This window comes from Sphingobacterium sp. UBA865 (genome assembly GCF_002295765.1).
GTDB lineage: Bacteria > Bacteroidota > Bacteroidia > Sphingobacteriales > Sphingobacteriaceae > Sphingobacterium > Sphingobacterium multivorum.
Genome location: NZ_DBGB01000039.1, coordinates 65,254 through 83,650, shown reverse-complemented (window position 1 = coordinate 83,650; position 18,397 = coordinate 65,254). Strand labels below are relative to the sequence as shown.

The following is an 18,397-nucleotide window of genomic DNA, read 5'->3' as shown; positions in this document are numbered from 1 at the left end:
CTAGTTTTAGGGGAGCAGCATAAACATTATATCAATTCTAATTCAAAGGATAGTATAAAACAACTGGAAATGATGAAAAATTCAAAATGGTTTGTTGAAGAAATATTGGAACATAATCAATATATTGTTTCCCTATTAAAAACTAATTTACCATGATCAACCCAATCGAACGTATCACCCAAAATAGAATTATCAAATTGTTTCAAGAGCAATTGGGCTATAGCTATTATGGCAATTGGGAGAAACGTGACAATAATAGCAACGTAGAGCAAGAGATTTTGAAAAAGAATCTTTTGCAACGGGGATATACAGAAACTTTGGCCAATAAAGCAGTGAAGGAGCTATACGATTTGGCACATACGAGTTCAGGTAATTTATACGATCGTAACAAGGCTTTTTATAACATGGTGCGTTATGGTGTAAAAGCGCGACCGGAATTGGGAGAGCAGTTTGATACCATTTTCCCGATTGATTGGAAAAACTGGGAGAAGAATGAATTTGGTATCGCGGAAGAAGTTACTTTGACCAAAGGCCAACATACACGTCGTCCTGATATTGTGTTGTATGTGAATGGTATTGCTTTGGGTGTATTGGAGTTAAAACGTGGGACCACAGACATTGCAGAATCGGTAAATCAATCCATTTCCAATCAAAAAGAAACCTTTAACGAGTGGTTTTATACCACGGTTCAGTTTGTTATGGCGGGTAATAATACGCAAGGATTGAAGTATGGAACTATAGAAACTCCAGCTAAATATTTCTTGTCTTGGAAAGAAGACGAAGCCGACAATACCGAATATAAACTGGATAAATACCTAAAGAAACTTTGTGTCAAAGAACGCTTTTTAGATATCGTTTACAATGGTGTTGTTTTTGATGCAGGGGTGAAAAAATTACCACGTCCACATCAGTATTTTGCGTTGAAAGCAGCGCAAGATTTTGTGAGAGGTCGTGAAGGAGGAATTATCTGGCATACGCAAGGTTCGGGTAAATCCTTAATGATGGTGATGCTAGGGAAATGGATTCTGGAGAATGTTCCCAATTCCCGTTTGGTGATTCTAACCGACCGTACAGAGTTGGACGATCAAATCGAAAGGGTATTTAATGATGTGGGTGAAACAGATATTGCAAAAACTAGATCAGGTAAAGAATTGATACAGTTTTTGACTTCGTCACGCCCAAGATTGGTATGTTCATTAATCCATAAGTTTGGAAATAAAGGCGAAACCGATTTTGATGCTTTTTTAAAAGAATTGCAAGAAAATCCGCTACAAACGCAGGGAGAAATTTTTGTTTTCATTGACGAGTGCCACCGCACACAGAGCGGTAAACTCAACCAAGTGATGAAAGCCGTATTGCATAATGCAGTATTTGTTGGGTTTACAGGAACGCCTTTGTTGAAACAAGACAAGAAAACGACGATGGATGTTTTCGGTCGATACATTCATACCTACAAATTCAACGAGGCAGTTCAAGACGGTGTCGTGAAAGATTTGATGTACGAGGGCCGTAAGATAGAACAATCTTTAACATCACAATCTAAAGTTGATCAATGGTTTGCAGCAAAAACAGCGGGGTTGAATGAATTCCAGCGCAATGAACTCAAAAAGAAATGGGGAACAATGCAAAATGTATTGAGTTCAAAGAGCCGCATGGAAAAAATCGTATCAGACATTGTGATGGATTTCTCTGTAAAACCGCGTTTAGCAAATGAAAAAGGTAATGCCATTTTAGTGGCTTCGAGCATTTATGAAGCGTGTAAGTACTACAACTTGTTTCTAAATACGGAACTGAAAAACAAATGTGCGATCATTACTTCGTACAATCCAAATGCACGTGATATATCGTTAGAAGATACAGGGGCAGATAGCGAAACAGACAAAGAATACATCTACAATACCTATACGGAATTATTAAAATCAGTGAGCCCGAGTGGTAATAAATCTAAGACTGAAACCTATGAACAAGAAAGCAAGGAGCGTTTCCGTAAGGAACCTGCTCGCATGAAATTATTGATCGTAGTATCTAAACTTTTAACAGGCTTCGATGCGCCTCCGTGTACCTATATTTACATCGATAAAAAGATGCAGGATCATACCTTGTTTCAAGCTATTTGTCGTGTGAATCGTTTGGATACCGACGACAAGGATTATGGCTACATCATCGACTACATGGAATTGTTTGGAAATGTAACCGACGCTATCAGTGTCTATACATCTGAATTGGACAGTGAAGGGTTTACAAAGGAAGAAGTTGAAATCAATTTAAAGGATCGTATCAAAGTAGCGGCCGATCGATTGATGACGGCATATGAAACCGTAGAAGCGATTATTGAAAATGTAGCTTTACCCAAAGCGGATTTGGATTTTATTCGCTATTTCTGTGGGAATACCGAGAACCCCGAAGATTTAAAAGCGAATGAATTCAAACGTATGGCCTTATACAAAGCTATCGTTGAATATGTACGTGCTTATACAGCTATCAAAGCAGATTTTGTACAGACTGAATTTAGTGATGCAGAAGTACAACGTTTTCATAAAAAAATTGATGAGTATTTAAACATCAGAGAAATTATTCGAATTGCGTCAGGTGAAACGATTGATTTGAAAGCCTACGAAGCCGATATGCGTTTCTTGATTGACACCTATATCCGTGCTGAAGAATCTGAAACCATTTCTCCTTTTGAGGATATTTCTTTGTTGGATTTATTTGATACCAATATTCAAAAAGCGATTGAAACTTTACCTGCTGGTGTTAAAGGTAATAAAGAAGCTGTTGCAGAAATTATTGAAAACAACGTGCGCAGTAAAATTGTAGAAGAACATTTGTTAGATCCGAAGTATTTTGATCACATGTCTGTTCTTTTGCAAGAATTGATTGAAAAGCGCAAGCAAGATATGATTTCCTATCAAGAATATTTGAATGAAATGGTGGAACTGGTGCGCCAAGTCAATCAAGGTAAAAAGGATGACTTACCGGATTCGCTAAATACAAAAGGAAAAGTAGCTTTGTATCATACCTTGGAAGATGAATATTTGGCTTTAGCTTGTGAAAATGCTGTACAATACGCAAAACAAGAAGGTTTTAGAGAAAATTTAGCGAAACAAAACTTAGTCAAAAAAGCAATTTACGACGTTGTAAAAGATAAGGATAAAGTCAACGAGATTTATAAAATTATAGAAGCTCATAAAGACGAATACTAATGAAAGTAGAGCAGTTGAAGATTGGAGGAGTAGAGATAGAGGTTACTTTTAAAGATATTAAGAATTTACATCTTAGTGTCCACCCGCCGGAAGGAAAGGTGACGATTTCTTCGCCAGAATTTTATGATTTGGAGAAGGTGAAAATCTATGCGGCTACCAAATTGGGTTGGATTAAGAAAGAGCAGCTAAAATTTAAAAATCAAGCAAGAGAATCCGAACGACAAATGATAAACCAAGAAAGTCATTATTTGTTTGGTGAACGATATTTGTTAGAAGTCGTTGTGGCTAAACGGAATTCGATTAGTTTAAAAGGTAAAAAGATTGTTCTTTTTGTAATAGATGGAAATGATAAAGAATTGAAGCGTGAGGTTTTATACAAGTTTTACAGAAAAGCACTTCGTATTAAATTGAATAGTTTGCTCGCACATTTTGCAGATAAAATGCAATTGGAAATTCCTGAATTCAAAATCAGAACGATGAAAACAAAATGGGGTTCTTGTGCTGTAACTAATGGGCGATTATGGTTTAATATCGAATTAACAAAGAAACCGATTGAATGTATTGAATATGTAGTGGTTCATGAATTGGTTCATTTATTAGAACGTCATCATAATAAGCGTTTTGTCCTAATGATGGACCAATACTACCCAAATTGGAGAACTCAGAAAAAATTATTGAATGAATTGCCATTGATATATTAGTTTAAATAGTCAAAAGATATATGCCCCAACATTTCGAATGCTGGGGTGTACAATTTTAGCAAATTCTGTTGATATTTATCTCAGTTTTAAATCTCAATTTTGGCTCCATTATCCGAACGGGATTTTATAGGCTTTTCAGCCATAAAATCCTTTTGGCTACATACAATCCCGTTGCAAGTTATAATTTCTCGTTCTTATAATCGGCAACAAACTTTTGGAGTGCTCTTACAAATTCAGGATTATTAATCTCTTTTAATTCTCCTTTATCATCAGGAGATTGGATTTTGATAGACATACCGGTTTTGAGCAATCTTTTATATTCATTCTGTAGAGCTTGAGCTAATCCAGTAGAATATCTCGGAATGGATTGAATTAGTTCTACGTTATCTACTTCAAGAATTTCACCTACTTCGTCCAATCTTTTTAAACTCGGTTGAGCAGTATTTGAATTCCATTTGCTTATTGTCGTGTCATCCACGTCAAGGTACAGAGCTAGTGCTATTACTTGGAGTGGAGAATCTTTGATAGCTTTTTTTATATTATTGATTTTTTTCGACATATTTTAACCTAAAAAACTTGCATAATATTCCAGTTATTTGTATTTTTGTTCTAGCGATATGAAGATCAGGGCAATTAGCCATGATTAACGATGTTTTTCTCTATCTGTAAACGACTAAATTACCCAGAGAAAACCGTGATATCGCCCCATGCTCAAAAAGTTTGTTACTTTTGTAATACTTTTATAATGCATGTGGGTGATTCGCGTTTACTTTAGAGGGTAGAGTCAAGTGTCTCGTGTAGACATAGACAACAAAGGTTAGTCACCTTCAGATCTAAAGTGCGGGTCACCCCTTGCTTTTTTTATTCTTCGCAATAATAGAGAGTAACATCGTTCACATAAAACCAAAAATGATTATGAGAACGAACACAAAAAACACCACCCATTACCCGCATTCGATCAGAGATCAGATGACTAGGTATTCCCGCAAATCACTTTTAAAGAACATCTTTCGCGCACCTGAATAGGTTGCGCTCAACTTAAAACAGGCTGTAAAGAGCAACAAAAAGGGGAGGATTTGACTTTCCTTAAATTGAAAAGACAACTGAACCCGGTTCAGTTTAATTTCCCTCTTTTTACGCCTGTCACCGACCTATACATTTATATAATTGCATTAAAAGGTAATATTGGCCAGTGATACAGCTTGATTTAATATTTGCACCTTAAAATTAAGCAAATTTTCATTCAGTCCAAACTTTTTACCCGTAGTTTTTATTGTAATACAATTTTGTGGTAGGTCGGTATTTCCTTCTTTCCGGCAGGGAGCGCCATAATTAACCCTAATTTATGCTTTGAAACTGTATCAAGGCGCTTTTCGGACTTTTAATCTTATTTGTCCATTTCGCATAGGTCGCATTTGATCTGTGCAATGACAAGCCATTTTAACGCGAAAAAATCGCGAAGGGGGATGCTTTGGCCTAATTTTCCGGTAGCACCTCGGGTTTGTCATACTTGATGAAACTAAATTATGAACCAAAAATCAAACAATCTGCTACCTTTTGAGCTAGCATGTTATGAAATATACGACAATGGATACGATCCATTAAAAACCATTACGGAGTTCTGGTCCCAACATACCATCACCGACTGTCAGGAAAGCCTGTGGACACTCTTTGAAAACTATAGAAAGAGTACGGTGCAGGAAGATGCTGCCGACGTAAAGCAGATGCATACCTTTTTGATGAAAGTGTGTCGTGTGCTGATGGCTTATTTCCTCGTACACTTTCGCAAGATCGGAATCGATACGGTGCCATTTGCCTTTACGGAACCTGCCGGCGTCATTACGGCCGATCTGGAAACCAAACAAAGGATCCACAGTTTCTTTAATAGAATTGCTGAATAATACCTAATCCATAAGCAGATGATAAAAAGATCAAAATCATACACTGCCTTATTGGATAAGGTAGTCAATATTCCAGTTATACAGATTACACTAGTTGTAATTGTGTTCCTCTTAGTTTTTCAATCCTATTTAACTTGTTTTTTAAAGGCATTGAAGAACATAAGAGCTTTTATTGTATTAGCTCTTATGTTTCATATGTTTAGTTTATCGGCTCAGACGCCCCGCAAGGACAGCGGGGCGGAAGGGCTGAAAATAATCAAACCACTGAAAATAGGTGATACAGTGCCAGATGAATTTTGGACTACAGCCTTAAATTCTATGTACGACAGATCCCATAGGAATACAATAACTCTTAATGAACTCAAAAATAGAAAACTGATCATTCTGGACTTCTGGGCTACATGGTGTGGTGCCTGTATTGGATCAATACAAAAGTATATTAAAACGGATGCGTATACTGATGCAGATATAGCATTCCTCGGTGTCACTTATCAGGACGATGAAGAAGTCACCAAGTTCAACGAAAGGTTTAAGCTTAACTTTCCAACAATAATTGGCGATACAGTGCTAAGTGCTTATTTCCCCTATAGGATAATTCCGCATGTCGTAGTCATCCAACAGGGGAAAGTTTTGACTATTGCCCAATCTGAAATATTGTTACCTGAAAATGTCCAAAAATTGAAAGGAGGTAAATATGAAGAATATCTTGCGAAGAGCGATATCCTTGATTTTGATAAAACCAAAGTCATCCTGGACCAAAAAAACAGTAGAATTAAGGATGCTATAAAATCCAGGACGGTTATAATGGGGCCTATAAGCGGACTTTCAGCATTTGGATCTTACAAAAAGACTGATAGCACGCAAAGGCTCTACCTGACAAATCATAGTCTGTTGTTTGCAATGTACAAGCTCCTGGATGTTTATTGGCATAACCGGATCTTTTTAAAGATAAGTAATGAAGATCAGTTCGACTACTTCGGCTTCGAAGATCAACAAAAATTTCCTTACACTGTATGGTTAACCAAATATGGCGCTGGCTTGGAATCTATTGCTCCATTGAACATCCCAAAAAAGGAGTTAAAGTGGAATGCATTGAGCGCACTGCTCAATACAAATGGATATGACCTTGCAGTCGTTGAGAAAGAAGTTGAAACCAAACTGATATATCCAACAGGAAATAAAAAGTTATATGCCACAGCAGGCAATGTGACGATTGAAGAACTGCTGAAGTCGCTGAACTACCAGCAAAAGGATATGCGGAGGGTACCAATCTATTTGTCCAGTGATTTAATCGATAAACAGGACCGGATTTCTATAGATCTCCATAAGATAAGGGACGAGGAATATTTACAGGACATATTGTCTAAATATGGGCTAAAAATCAAAAATCAGCGCGCTAAACAATCAATTATAGAGGTAACAGAAAGGAGAAGCTTATGAAAACGACTTATTTAATATTCTTGCTTTTCATTTTTATCAAGACGGTGAACGGTCAGGCTCAGGTAATAAAGATAAAGATCACCGACGTGGATAGCTTTAATCCGCTGGAAGAGGTAAATGTCAAAGGAAGAGATTTCGTTGCAAAAACTGACCATGAAGGATCTTTTCTTTTGAACAAGTTTAATATGGATAGCTTGACTTTTACACATATCAGATACAAAACTGTTACGATTGCATTGAGCCAGCTGCTTAAAGACAGATCTGTCACTTTGGCCAGCAAAGATAATATGCTCGAAACAGTTACAATTAATACAGGATATCAGAAAATAAATCAGCGTATATCCTCAGGCGCAGTCGATAAAATTGATCTCCAACGAAGCAGGGATGTGTACGGCAGCAATATATTTCAGAAGTTAGAAGGCAATTCACCGATCCTATTCGATAAGACAGGCGACAGCAAACGGTCGATGACTATCCGCGGATTGAGCAGTATAAATAATACAAATCTTCCCCTCATCGTGCTCGATAATTTCCCCTACGAAGGTGATCCGAATTGGATCAATCCCGAGGACATCGAAGACATCACAATATTAAAAGATGCTGCTGCCTCGGCTATTTGGGGCACCCGTGCAGGTAATGGGGTTATAGTAATCACGACGAAAAAAGGGAAGTACAATTCCCCGAATCGGGTCGCAATAGCAGGAGGTGTGCAGATACAGGAAAAACCAGACCTTTATTCGTTAAATCGGATTTCTTCTTCGGGTGTTGTAGATCTCGAAAACTTCCTGTTTGAAAAAGGCCGTTATGATAATCAAAATTCCTTCAACATGCCTTATCTTTCGCCTGTAGTAGAGCATTTAATAGCCATTAGAGATGGGATAGGAGATCCAAAGGATCATGAGCAGGCTATAGCGAACTACCGAAAGCTTGATGTCAGGGACGATTATAGTAAGTATATGTACCGAACGGCTGTCAACCAATATCAGAACTTAAGTATTGAAGGTGGTAGCAGGAATTTGCGTTACCAATTTTCTGCGCGAATGGACAACAATACCGGCACACTGGATGAAAAGCTGAAGAAGAATTTAGTAAGGACTTTTATTGAGATTGAACTGCATCCAAAGATCAGGCTTTCAACTGACCTTCAATATGTAGACAATAAATTTGAAGAAGGAAGAACTGCTTATAGTCCATCAAACGGTAGACCATACCTCATGCTTGCAGACAAAGATGGCAATCCAATTAGACAAGCTAAAAATAGGGTAGGATATCTTGACACTGTAGGGCAAGGGCTCTTAAATGATTGGTTCGAATATCCGCTGATAGAATACAAAAAAAAGCATTCTACGCTTGCATCCAATATGGTGCTGGCAAATGTGACAGCTGATATCAAACTCTTGAAGGGCTTGAATCTGCAGGGTAACTATGGTTTTCAGTTTGTATCCAGCCGGGATAAACAACGTTATGATGAGGATAGTTACATGGTCAGAAATCTGATCAATTCCTATGCTATGGTAGACTATGCCAAACGAACCGTAACATCGGCAATTCCTACTGGCGGTATTCTGGATCAATCTGATCAGATACAAAAGACGCATAATGTGAGATTTGGTGTTAACTATGAAAAGAGGTGGCGGGGTTTGTTGTTTACAGCTTTACTGGGAACGGAGTGGAGACAGTCAAATGCCGAGAGTGCGCAATACAGATTCTATGGATTTGATCCCGACACGTATACTGTTTCAAAAGTAGATTACCGGAACCCATACACTCACTTTATTGATAAATCGACCATTTATGTTCCATATTTAGATAATAAGAGCCTTAAAATAAACCGTTCACGATCTCAATATGCAAATGCATCGATTTCTTACAACGGTAGGTATGTCCTGACAGGGAGTGTTAGGCGGGACGCTTCAAATCTATTCGGTGTAAAAACGAATGAAAGGTGGCAACCGCTATGGTCTATCGGCTACAAATGGAATCTTTCGGAAGAGCGTTTCTTTAAGATTGCATGGATAGATGCGCTGAGCTTACGCGGATCATATGGTATCAGTGGAAATGTGGATCAATCGCGCTCAGCCATTACAACTATTCGCTACACAAGCCCGGACCGCTATACCAACTTGCCGCAGGCTATTATTTCCCAGTACAGCAACCCTGATCTAAGGTGGGAAAAAAATACAATATGGAATACTGGAATTGATTTTTCATTTATATCGGGTAAGATCAATGGTTCTCTTGACTATTACAAAAAATGGGGAACTGACCTTTTTGGCAGATATCCCGTGGATTATACGGCTATACCAAACAAGGGTGTACTTCGGAACATTGCCGCAATGAAAGGCAATGGTGTTGACCTAAAGCTTAATGGAAATATTCCATTTGGAAATCGTGTTTTCTTTACGCCCCAGCTTATGATCAATTTCAATACTGATAAAGTAACCGATTATTATTATGAGGGCAATTATGCTTATGAGTTTCTAAGTTATGGTACTTCAGTAACGGGACAGGTAGGCTATCCGGTATATTCTATTCTCGCATATAAGTGGAATGGGCTAGACGCCAACGGAAATCCTGTCGGGGAACTGGATGGTCAGCGTTCGATCGATTATCCAAACATCAAACTGCAGGATAAATCTGTACTCGAATACAAAGGTACTGTGGTTCCGCGCTATTCGGGTTATTTTAACCCCGGTATGTCGCTAGGAAACGTTGATGTCTCCGCCAGTTTTCTATATAAATTAGGACATGTACTTAGACGGACTCCAGTAGGATATAATGAATTGGTTGCCATGGGTGGATTAGGCGATGGTAGCGGGGATTTTGACCGTAGATGGAAAGTGAGTGGTGACGAATCCAAAACAGATATACCTTCTTTTATTTACCCTGTTGATACCGAGCGTAGCTCTTTCTATCAAAGTTCTTCCGTTTTAGTTGAAGATGCAAGCCATGTACGTTTACAAAATCTTTCTGTAGGATATAAATTCAGGATCAATAAAATTGTTTCCGGAAGGCTATTCTGCAATGCCACTAATCTTGGAATTATTTGGAGAAAAAACAATAAAGGAATTGATCCCGATTACCTTTCACAATTCAGGCCTAAGAAACAGATTTCTCTAGGCATTAATTTGACTTATAATTAGAAAAAAATGAAAACGCTCAACTATTTTTTATATCTATTGATCATCCTTCAGGTTTCATGTAAAAATTTCTTGGATGAAAAACCTGATGCCAGTCTAAAAGAAGCCAATAGCCTCGAAGACCTTGATGCGCTATTGAACAATACTAAGATCATGAATTATTATAGCATGGGACTTGGCGAGGCTTCTGCTGATAATTATTACCTCGACAAATCTAGCTGGGAAGCATTTGATCAGCACGAAAGACAGTTATATACATGGGGAGGAGAAATCTTCTACCAGTTTTACCTCAATCCTTGGCTGGATTATTATAAGAGCATATATTACAGCAATCATGTATTAGCCAAATTGGCTAAAATCGCTTCTGAGAAGAAAATAGAGGGGCGTGCAAAGGAGCTTAGGGGAAAGGCATTGTTCTTTAGGGCATTTGGTCACTATAAGCTGCTTTCCCTCTTTTCTAAAGCGTATGATATAGAAGCTTCTAAAACTGATCTTGGCATCCCTTTAAGGCTGAGTGATGATTTTAACATACCGTCCGAAAGGGGAACAGTTGAAGCATGTTATCAACAGATATTACAGGATCTACATGAAGCAGAAAGTTTATTGCCATTGAAATCAGACAATATTCACTTACCTTCAAGGATATCAGCTTATGTGCTACTTTCATGGATTTATCAGGCACGAGCTGAATTTGATCAATCAGTTCTATATGCACAGAAAGCACTTGAAATCGATAGCAAACTTAAAGATTATAGAGACTATTCACAGGAAGCCAGATACCCGTTTTTTGGTTTTGATGATGAAATCCTTTATATAGTGGCCGGAGGAGGAATTTATAACATGCTTGGAAAGTCCTATTGTAAAATTGATACACTGTTATATTCTTCATATGACACACATGATCTTAGAAAGAAGCTGTTTTTTGAAAGAAATAATGATGGATCTTATAATTTCAAGGGGTCTTACGTCGGCTCCCGAGGGCTTTTTATGGGACTTACAGTAGCGGATGCTTACCTCAATCTATCGGAAGGACTAATACGGCTGAATAAAACAGAGGAAGGACTGCGATTTCTTGAAATTTTCCAACGTCATCGTTATGATGAGACTTATAGCCCACCGCTTGCGTCAATGTCGCAGGAGAGCGCCTTAAAACTAGTTTTGGATGAGAGACGAAAGGAATTCATCATGCGGGATTCCCGATGGGGGGATATCAAACGATTAAATAAGATTGATGATGGGTTGATTATTCCTGCTCGCAAGTTAGGTGACAGCGAGTTTTCGCTTAAGAGAAATGATAACAGATATGCTTTACCATTACCTGCTGAGATCATTGAACTGACAGGCATGCCCCAAAACCCAAGATAAAGTGTGTCACTAAAAGGAGGGGCAGCCGAGCTGTCCCTCCTTAAAAACTATCCCATTAATTTGAAAATGCCGGCCTTTCCGCAGCTTCGTAATCATCAGGATTATCGGTCACATTACCCAATGACATGGCCGGTTTTGTAGCGTCGGATGGGTGTGGAGTATCTTGAATTTCACAGATATATATCCCGTTACCGCATTCCACCTGTCCATTGCCAGGTTTGGTTAATGCATAATTATTGCGGTTATTAACATCCGCAGGACTTGTACTATTTAGTTGATAATAGTATGTTTGAGTAGCAGGTTGCTCCTCGATAATACTAACCTTCTTTTCCATTGCATTTACCGCGAATGCGATACCTAGTACTAAAGTCAATGCCGACCCGAAGGCGATGGCAGCTTTTTTAATAAACTTTTTGCTGTTCATTGTTGTGGTCTTTTTTATCCGATCAAAAAAAGGTTGCCTCAAAAAACTTTGATTAATTTTATGTTGTTGGGTGTCTTTTAGCAGACCTCGCTGGCTGGCTTTGCATCCCGATACGCAGCCTGCCTGTTCCCAGATGACCCCTAAGGGCCATCCGGGAGTTCCGTGAACAGTGCCCCTTTACGGTTGTGCAACGTTCGCTGTACAACTCTCTTCTGGGCGAAGGCAATCCGATGCGGTAAAGTGTCCAGTTGAAACGGGTCTTTGACCAGCCTGCTGACCAATGCCTTGGGCATAGACAGCAGATGCACCTGCGTCCTCAGGGACGAGTATAGCTTTCCGATCCAGCGGAAAAGGGCTGTCATCCTGTTCAATATATGGTGCTTTCTGTTCATACAACTTTGTTTTACCTGATCCATTTTTCTATTGGCAGCGGCGCCTCCTTATCATGGCCTGCCCACTTGACTTTTATTATTTCTTCGTTTTATCCGGTTAACGTTTTCGTCGTTAACTTATACCAAAGTTCGGCCTTAAAGGAGCACTGGGCTTGGCCGAATCTGGAGTCGTGTATGTACAGGTTTGGAATAATGAAAGCGTATAGCAATAAAAAATCCCCTCGGGGGGGAATGCTACGGTTAAATTTTCAAAGGTATTGTGGTGGCTTCTTGGATAATCTCGTCAATGAATGCCATATATTCGTTTTCGCTTTTAAAATTTGGTGTAATTTTCCGATCTACTCGATAAAGAATATGATCGCGTATAAAGGCTTCTTCAAAAACAGAACAGATAATTACATATTTATGTGTCAGGTCAACCTTCGAAAGAAGATGATTTACTTCAAGATAATCACCACCGCTGCTCAAGATCAGTATCTCGGCTTTCGCTGCAGACAGTTCCAGCGTTTCCTCACGAATTTCTATTAAACGAGGGTGTTTGGTGAGGGTTGTCACGATATCCACTTTTGATAGATTGATCATCTGCCAGGCCACATAGCTATAGCTCTTTTTAATGGGTAATGGCTGCCGTGGTGCCGCTACCTTTCTCGCATGGGACAAAAGATAATAAAGCATAGCCTTTGGAGAATAAATGTTGCCAGCAGCATTTGCTTTCCTGAGTACCTCTTCATCAAGCTGATAATTTTCAGGGAAATAGGAGGCGGCCATCTCGATACAAATACATAACGGGCCATATTTCCAGGCTCTATATTTTCCACAGACTTTTCTCGCAATTAGCGTGCTTTTGTCAGCTGGCTCAGCTACAAAAAATTGTCCGATCACGCTGAAAAATTTTACGCTTTTTTGAATGATTTCTTTCATGTTTTTAGGTCACTAGGTTAATTTAACAATAAATTTTATAAATAGTCTTGGTTATACCGCTTAAAAAACTCCGTAGCCGTCATGCCCGTTTTCTTTTTAAAAAAGCGTGCAAAACTGCTCGGTGAGGCATAGCCCAGTTCATAGGCGATTGCATCGGTAGGCATACCGTCTACAATATATTTCTTGGCGAGATCCAGCATAAATTCTACCTTCAGCTCTTGAGGACTCTGTCCGTAATAAAGTTGGATAAGCTGATGCAGATAGTCCATACTGATCCCGAGCTGCCAGGCAATGTCGTCCAGTTTAAAATCCTGGCCAAGCTCGGCTACTGCCTGCTTAATGGCAGCATGGGCTTCTTTGGATTTGATTTGGGATTCCGAAATCTTGTCATATTCTTCAAAGATCTTTTCCTTCGATAGCTGGATCAGTTTCTTGATACCCCAGAGGATATTGACCTCACTATCGAGGTCGCCTTTCTTGATTTTTGACGCAATGGTTTTCATCAATGAGATGGTCCTGGTGCCGGCACGGAAATCGATGCTGCACCACGAATTCGGATCTTGTTTTCGATAGGCATGGATCAAGGGGTGAAGAAACTGGAAGGGACGCTCATTGCCATCGCGGAAAATGCTGCCGCGGAAATAAAAGTTAACAAGGGTATAACTTCCGGCAGGAACATGGATTTCATAATCACTTCTGGTTAAGTAGAAGTAGCGGCCACGATTGCAAGAAATGCTGTAACTGATCCGCTTCTGGACATCCCTGATCTGAATAGCACGATCTTCTGTGAAGAGATAAAAGATATGCAGGTCTGAACGTGTGACTTGTATAGGAATGACAATATCGGCAGGTAGATGCAGATCCAATATATTGATGTAGCCGAGCATGCCATCAAATTGCTGCAGGCAGGCTTGCCCATGTTGGTTTTCGTAATGTTGATAGTCCGCATTGGACATGCTTATTCTTGGCTTGAGCATATCAGTTCTCGGACTGATCGGCTGGTCAAATACTTGTGCGATATCGATCTGTAGTGCTGTTTTCATAATGGTGTATAGGTCAATAAAATCCCCCCGATCAGGATTTCGGTATGATCGGGGGAAATGGTTTTTGGATAACGTTGGGTTGGATTACTGCTGCGGACCGGTGTAGGAAATCCGGATAAACAGGGGAGTGAACATCATTGTCGCCACACCATCCTGCCATTCATCGAGGCCGTGAACCATAAGCTCCTTAAATTCTGGATCATCATCATCTCCCTTGTCTTCTTTTTGAAATTGAAGTACGTTGCCCTGCATGAGATAATTGCTGATAGCCGTGCCAAGTTGTTTCCGAAATCCAGGTGAAAAATCATAGAGCTGCTCCACCTGATGGGGCTTCAAGTCAAAATTGTGTTCCATCCAGGCTGCAAAATCGTCTTTAAGAAGTTGCATCTCTAGCGCGCGCTCCGCTAAGGGTAGCGCAAGAAGCGTGGCTACTTTTTGCGCCACACCTGCATTGTCGAAGTTCTCTTTCATTCAAATTGTATTTTTGCAAATATTTATTTAAATAGATCAAATTAGCAACCGACCTGTCCTAACCTCCGGTATTTTGGAGGATAATCTTCTTTTGGGTGATTAAATTTTGCTTAATATTTGATTTTATTTAGTAAATTGGTTCTGTAAACCAGTATAAACCTGAGCCATTTAAGAGAGCTTGACATAACATATGAAAGTATTAAAACTAACGGTGGAGAGTTTACTCATCTCCATGCTTTTTAATTTAATCGGAAATCACGGTATTTACCTGAATCGATTTTGGACACAGACCTATTGGATGTGGACAGTGGCATTTGCAATTGCGATTGGTGTTGCGGTCGTGTTCACGCAGATGTTTCTTGAAGCCTTTGGGACTTATTGGCAGAAGCGGTACCCTGATTTGATACTCATGAGCAAGGGGAGGGTCATGACCAAGAGTATACCCAAAGGTCAGCTCTGCTGTGCAATTCTTGTTACAACTATATCGATTCTATCGATTTATCTCTTCATTATCTATTGTTTCGCTTCTGTCCGCAGCGAAGATACGTACAGCTTGTTAAGAAGCTATCTGCTGCATTATATGCCTTTTATTGGTCTAGGCTTTATAGCCTACGTGATCTATGTTTTTCGTAACGGCGAATTATGGTGGCTAACAACTGAAAATGTGATGGCTTTGTTAGGGAAAGAGGTCATGTCGCAGGAAAACACAACAGATAGAGCGGGAACTATAGCACCTCCAAGTGCATTGGATAGGACTATCGTAATCGGATCACTCTATGATGTGCTGCATAAAGATTCGCCATTCAATTTAAATACCTTGCAGATGGATGCTGTACGTATGTTTGATGTGCCCTTTTATTTTTCCCAAAAAAGAAAAAAAGAAGTCGTCCTGATCAATGGTATCCGTTTGGAAGCCCATCATTTCATGCAGGAGCTAGAAAGGTTGGGGCTTGATAAATGGTATTTCCGCATCAATAAAACCTGTAGGGTAAATATGATGCTCGTCCGTCAACCGATATTGCCAAATGCCACTTACCTGGAGTTTCGTAAGGAAGTGTTTGACAGCCTCAAGTTGAATATGACGGAATTGGAAATCAGCAACCTGCTGCAGATAACTGAATGGATGCGCAAAGAAAAAAAACTAAAGGATTTTTTGGATAACGTCAATAACCTGGAGCATGAGGGATGGGATAACCTTATTCGGCTCAATTGAATCATCCCACTTTATAAACTTAGATAGACCGAGCGCAGTAGACAACAGGTCTGCTGCTGCGCTGGATTTCGGCGGTTAGTCGAGCTAACCTTACCCGTTTATGTTTTTTGTAAAAGGATCTCCTGATCAACAGGATATCACCCCCCGTTTTGTGTCCAATGCGACAGCTATTCACCTTAAAATCCACTATTCTTTTCAATTAAAGTCAGGCATCGGATATACGCCCTTAGCGGCCAAGCTGGACCGTATCCTCGACCTGCTGCAAGAACAGCAGTATACGGAGCTCCACAAGCTGACCGGTACAATGACCATCCACGAAGTCGCCTATTTTTTGAGCAAAAGTGTGCGCACCATCGAGCGCCGTATCGCCAAAGGCCTGCTCAAAGCCACCTATAAAGAGGGTAATGCGGATCTCTTTCTCAAAAAAGATGTGGTGCAGCTGTATGTGGCCGAATATAAAAAATGGCCGCGGCAAATGCCTTAAATCCCTACACTATTCGTACCTGCTTCGTATTGTCTTCGGGGCTGCATGTAAAAGCAGCCACTGTTAATCCGTTGCTGAACAGTATTTCCCTGTTCGGAGACTGGTGAAGGTCTGGTCAGTATCTGTACAAGATCTATTGCTGATCCGAAGCAGGTACGAATCAGGTGCGAAGCAAAGGCCCGAGACTGCTGCTCAAACCCGTAGTTTTTGAAGTGCCAGACGGCGGTGTACCTGGAATATGCCCGATTGCCTCCGACAACACGCCGACAAAAGACGGGCTGCCGCCGACGAGTCTCCGCCAACCTGTTTTATGCTATTGACAAGGGGCTATGTGATGTGGTATGTTTGTCGAAGTAAAGCAATACATACCGGTATAAATGAAAGCTTTATGGGGTTTAACTTTTTAAAAAAAATAACAACATGGCAACAATCAACAATGGTGTAATCGGAAGAGCAAGTGGTAAAGTGGGCGCTGTGATAGCTTCGTCCTGGAAATCCATCAACTACCTCAAAGGCCTGCCCAAAAAGCGGACGAAAGGGATGTCCGAAGAACAGCTGATCCAACAGGACCGTTTCCTGAAAATCTCCAAATTTCTGATGCCGATCACGCCGATCCTGCAGGTGGGGTTTGGGCTTTCCAAAACCGAAAAGATGACGCCCACAAACGTGGCACTGCAGCTCAACATCGCACAGGCGGTAAGCGGTACTTATCCAAACTTTAGCTTGGATTACAGCAAGATCGAAATCAGTACGGGCTCTTACCTCAACGGCGGCGGCATGGAGGCTGCTGTGGATAATGGAATTCTTTCTATCTACTGGGATACCATCCTCAACAGCCTGTACAAGACCAAGGCCGATGATCAGGTCATTATCTTGGTCTATTCACCCGAAAAGGATGAATTTATGACGGCACCTACACCGCCCACCCGTGCTGCCGGTACGATAGACATCCAGATCCCGGCCCACCTGCTCGGTGGCAAGGGGCATGTCTGGATCTTCTTTACCGACCGCAAGGCCGAAAAGGTATCCAAAAGTACGTATTTGGGCGAATTTGACCTGGCTTAGCCACTGAAGGATTAATTGAACGGGAGGAGCATGTGGCTCCTCCTGATTTTTGAACACAAAACGATAAGACATGCTGGTGATTTCTGAGTTTAAAAAGCAGGTTACAGATCCGACACGTAGGGAGGCTGCGCAGGAGCGTTTTCGGCTGGCACGCCGGTTTTTGAATCCGCTGTACCCGCTCATCCGCAAAGGTTTTGCCCATAGCAAGTGCACGGTGCAGGCGGCTTTTGGCCGCGCCATGTCGCATACGCTGACGAATGTGATACAGGGGGAATATCCGGATTTTGAGGTAGTGCCCGCTCTCGCAAAAATAAGCAATGGCATGCTGTCTCCGCTCGCGGTGAATACCTGTGTACGTACGTCAAATACGATTCAGCTGAGCTGGGATGTAACCGAATCCAACATCAAAGATTATAACCAATGGGATGACCAGGTCATACTCTGTGCTTATGATATTATTGGCGAGCAGGCAGCCATCAATGAACAACAGGTGCTGCGCAAGGATCTCCAAATGACGATCGAGCTGCCATCCATCCTGCATGATCGGCCGGTGCACCTGTACCTGTTCCTACATGATCGTGACGAAAACCTGTACTCCAGAAGTCAGTACCTCGGTCTTTTCTAATTTAAATCT

16 protein-coding genes are annotated in these 18,397 nt (G+C 40.5%); 10 read left to right on the top strand and 6 right to left on the bottom strand.

Translation table 11 applies throughout. The annotated features are described in order from the left end of the window. The first annotated feature begins 152 nt into the window (after positions 1–152). Positions 153–3,203, top strand: a complete 3,051-nt coding sequence (locus B2O97_RS21350) for a type I restriction endonuclease subunit R (protein WP_286709329.1) — start codon at positions 153–155, stop codon at positions 3,201–3,203. Next, on the top strand, positions 3,203–3,904 hold the full coding sequence (locus B2O97_RS21345; RefSeq protein ID WP_286709328.1) for a M48 family metallopeptidase: 702 nt from the start codon (positions 3,203–3,205) through the stop codon (positions 3,902–3,904). Before B2O97_RS21350 ends, B2O97_RS21345 begins: the two co-directional genes overlap by 1 nt. A gap of 178 nt (positions 3,905–4,082) precedes the next feature. On the opposite strand, the gene B2O97_RS21340 is transcribed toward B2O97_RS21345, so the two are convergent. Continuing rightward, complete coding sequence (locus B2O97_RS21340) at positions 4,083–4,463, bottom strand: helix-turn-helix domain-containing protein (RefSeq protein ID WP_286709327.1); 381 nt, start codon at positions 4,461–4,463, stop codon at positions 4,083–4,085. 967 nt (positions 4,464–5,430) lie between these two features. Between B2O97_RS21340 and B2O97_RS21335 the strand changes: the two genes are divergently transcribed. From B2O97_RS21335 to B2O97_RS21320, 4 genes are read left to right on the top strand one after another with little or no spacing between them, the layout of a single operon-like run. After that, a complete protein-coding gene (locus B2O97_RS21335; protein ID WP_286709326.1) occupies positions 5,431–5,805 on the top strand; it encodes a hypothetical protein in 375 nt (124 codons plus the stop codon). An 18-nt stretch (positions 5,806–5,823) separates the two neighbouring features. Further along, the gene (locus tag B2O97_RS21330; protein ID WP_286709325.1) at positions 5,824–7,245 is read left to right on the top strand and encodes a peroxiredoxin family protein; all 1,422 of its coding nucleotides are present in this window, start codon (positions 5,824–5,826) and stop codon (positions 7,243–7,245) included. Further along, positions 7,242–10,388, top strand: a complete 3,147-nt coding sequence (locus B2O97_RS21325) for a SusC/RagA family TonB-linked outer membrane protein (protein ID WP_286709324.1) — start codon at positions 7,242–7,244, stop codon at positions 10,386–10,388. The genes B2O97_RS21330 and B2O97_RS21325 overlap by 4 nt, the downstream gene beginning before the upstream one ends. A gap of 6 nt (positions 10,389–10,394) precedes the next feature. Further along, complete coding sequence (locus B2O97_RS21320; RefSeq protein WP_286768090.1) at positions 10,395–11,750, top strand: RagB/SusD family nutrient uptake outer membrane protein; 1,356 nt, start codon at positions 10,395–10,397, stop codon at positions 11,748–11,750. A gap of 55 nt (positions 11,751–11,805) precedes the next feature. On the opposite strand, the gene B2O97_RS21315 is transcribed toward B2O97_RS21320, so the two are convergent. From B2O97_RS21315 to B2O97_RS21295, 5 genes are all read right to left on the bottom strand, one after another. Next, positions 11,806–12,174, bottom strand: a complete 369-nt coding sequence (locus tag B2O97_RS21315; protein ID WP_286709322.1) for a hypothetical protein — start codon at positions 12,172–12,174, stop codon at positions 11,806–11,808. A gap of 177 nt (positions 12,175–12,351) precedes the next feature. Further along, entirely contained in the window at positions 12,352–12,570 is a 219-nt protein-coding gene (locus B2O97_RS21310; RefSeq protein WP_286709321.1) for a hypothetical protein, read from the bottom strand. Positions 12,571–12,806: 236 nt separating this feature from the next. Next, positions 12,807–13,487, bottom strand: coding sequence for a hypothetical protein (locus B2O97_RS21305; protein ID WP_286709320.1), 681 nt, complete (start codon positions 13,485–13,487; stop codon positions 12,807–12,809). 35 nt (positions 13,488–13,522) lie between these two features. Next, on the bottom strand, positions 13,523–14,530 hold the full coding sequence (locus B2O97_RS21300; protein ID WP_286768089.1) for a helix-turn-helix domain-containing protein: 1,008 nt from the start codon (positions 14,528–14,530) through the stop codon (positions 13,523–13,525). Between the two features lie 84 nt (positions 14,531–14,614). Further along, positions 14,615–15,001, bottom strand: coding sequence for a hypothetical protein (locus tag B2O97_RS21295; RefSeq protein ID WP_070561187.1), 387 nt, complete (start codon positions 14,999–15,001; stop codon positions 14,615–14,617). Positions 15,002–15,191: 190 nt separating this feature from the next. Between B2O97_RS21295 and B2O97_RS21290 the strand changes: the two genes are divergently transcribed. The 4 genes from B2O97_RS21290 to B2O97_RS21275 all read left to right on the top strand — a co-directional run bounded on the left by B2O97_RS21290 (position 15,192) and on the right by B2O97_RS21275 (position 18,388). Continuing rightward, the gene (locus B2O97_RS21290; RefSeq protein ID WP_115049132.1) at positions 15,192–16,214 is read left to right on the top strand and encodes a hypothetical protein; all 1,023 of its coding nucleotides are present in this window, start codon (positions 15,192–15,194) and stop codon (positions 16,212–16,214) included. A 100-nt stretch (positions 16,215–16,314) separates the two neighbouring features. Continuing rightward, the gene (locus B2O97_RS21285) at positions 16,315–16,698 is read left to right on the top strand and encodes a hypothetical protein (protein WP_070561185.1); all 384 of its coding nucleotides are present in this window, start codon (positions 16,315–16,317) and stop codon (positions 16,696–16,698) included. A 420-nt stretch (positions 16,699–17,118) separates the two neighbouring features. Beyond that, entirely contained in the window at positions 17,119–17,763 is a 645-nt protein-coding gene (locus B2O97_RS21280; RefSeq protein ID WP_070561184.1) for a DUF6266 family protein, read from the top strand. 70 nt (positions 17,764–17,833) lie between these two features. Continuing rightward, entirely contained in the window at positions 17,834–18,388 is a 555-nt protein-coding gene (locus tag B2O97_RS21275; RefSeq protein ID WP_070561183.1) for a DUF6266 family protein, read from the top strand. The last annotated feature ends 9 nt before the right edge of the window (positions 18,389–18,397 follow it).

Coding starts and splice junctions, on each gene's coding strand:
- B2O97_RS21350 (WP_286709329.1), top strand. CDS start 153: ATGATCAACCCAATCGAACGTATCACCCAAAATAGAATTATCAAATTG.
- B2O97_RS21345 (WP_286709328.1), top strand. CDS start 3,203: ATGAAAGTAGAGCAGTTGAAGATTGGAGGAGTAGAGATAGAGGTTACT.
- B2O97_RS21340 (WP_286709327.1), bottom strand. CDS start 4,463: ATGTCGAAAAAAATCAATAATATAAAAAAAGCTATCAAAGATTCTCCA.
- B2O97_RS21335 (WP_286709326.1), top strand. CDS start 5,431: ATGAACCAAAAATCAAACAATCTGCTACCTTTTGAGCTAGCATGTTAT.
- B2O97_RS21330 (WP_286709325.1), top strand. CDS start 5,824: ATGATAAAAAGATCAAAATCATACACTGCCTTATTGGATAAGGTAGTC.
- B2O97_RS21325 (WP_286709324.1), top strand. CDS start 7,242: ATGAAAACGACTTATTTAATATTCTTGCTTTTCATTTTTATCAAGACG.
- B2O97_RS21320 (WP_286768090.1), top strand. CDS start 10,395: ATGAAAACGCTCAACTATTTTTTATATCTATTGATCATCCTTCAGGTT.
- B2O97_RS21315 (WP_286709322.1), bottom strand. CDS start 12,174: ATGAACAGCAAAAAGTTTATTAAAAAAGCTGCCATCGCCTTCGGGTCG.
- B2O97_RS21305 (WP_286709320.1), bottom strand. CDS start 13,487: ATGAAAGAAATCATTCAAAAAAGCGTAAAATTTTTCAGCGTGATCGGA.
- B2O97_RS21300 (WP_286768089.1), bottom strand. CDS start 14,530: ATGAAAACAGCACTACAGATCGATATCGCACAAGTATTTGACCAGCCG.
- B2O97_RS21295 (WP_070561187.1), bottom strand. CDS start 15,001: ATGAAAGAGAACTTCGACAATGCAGGTGTGGCGCAAAAAGTAGCCACG.
- B2O97_RS21290 (WP_115049132.1), top strand. CDS start 15,192: ATGAAAGTATTAAAACTAACGGTGGAGAGTTTACTCATCTCCATGCTT.
- B2O97_RS21285 (WP_070561185.1), top strand. CDS start 16,315: ATGTTTTTTGTAAAAGGATCTCCTGATCAACAGGATATCACCCCCCGT.
- B2O97_RS21280 (WP_070561184.1), top strand. CDS start 17,119: ATGGCAACAATCAACAATGGTGTAATCGGAAGAGCAAGTGGTAAAGTG.
- B2O97_RS21275 (WP_070561183.1), top strand. CDS start 17,834: ATGCTGGTGATTTCTGAGTTTAAAAAGCAGGTTACAGATCCGACACGT.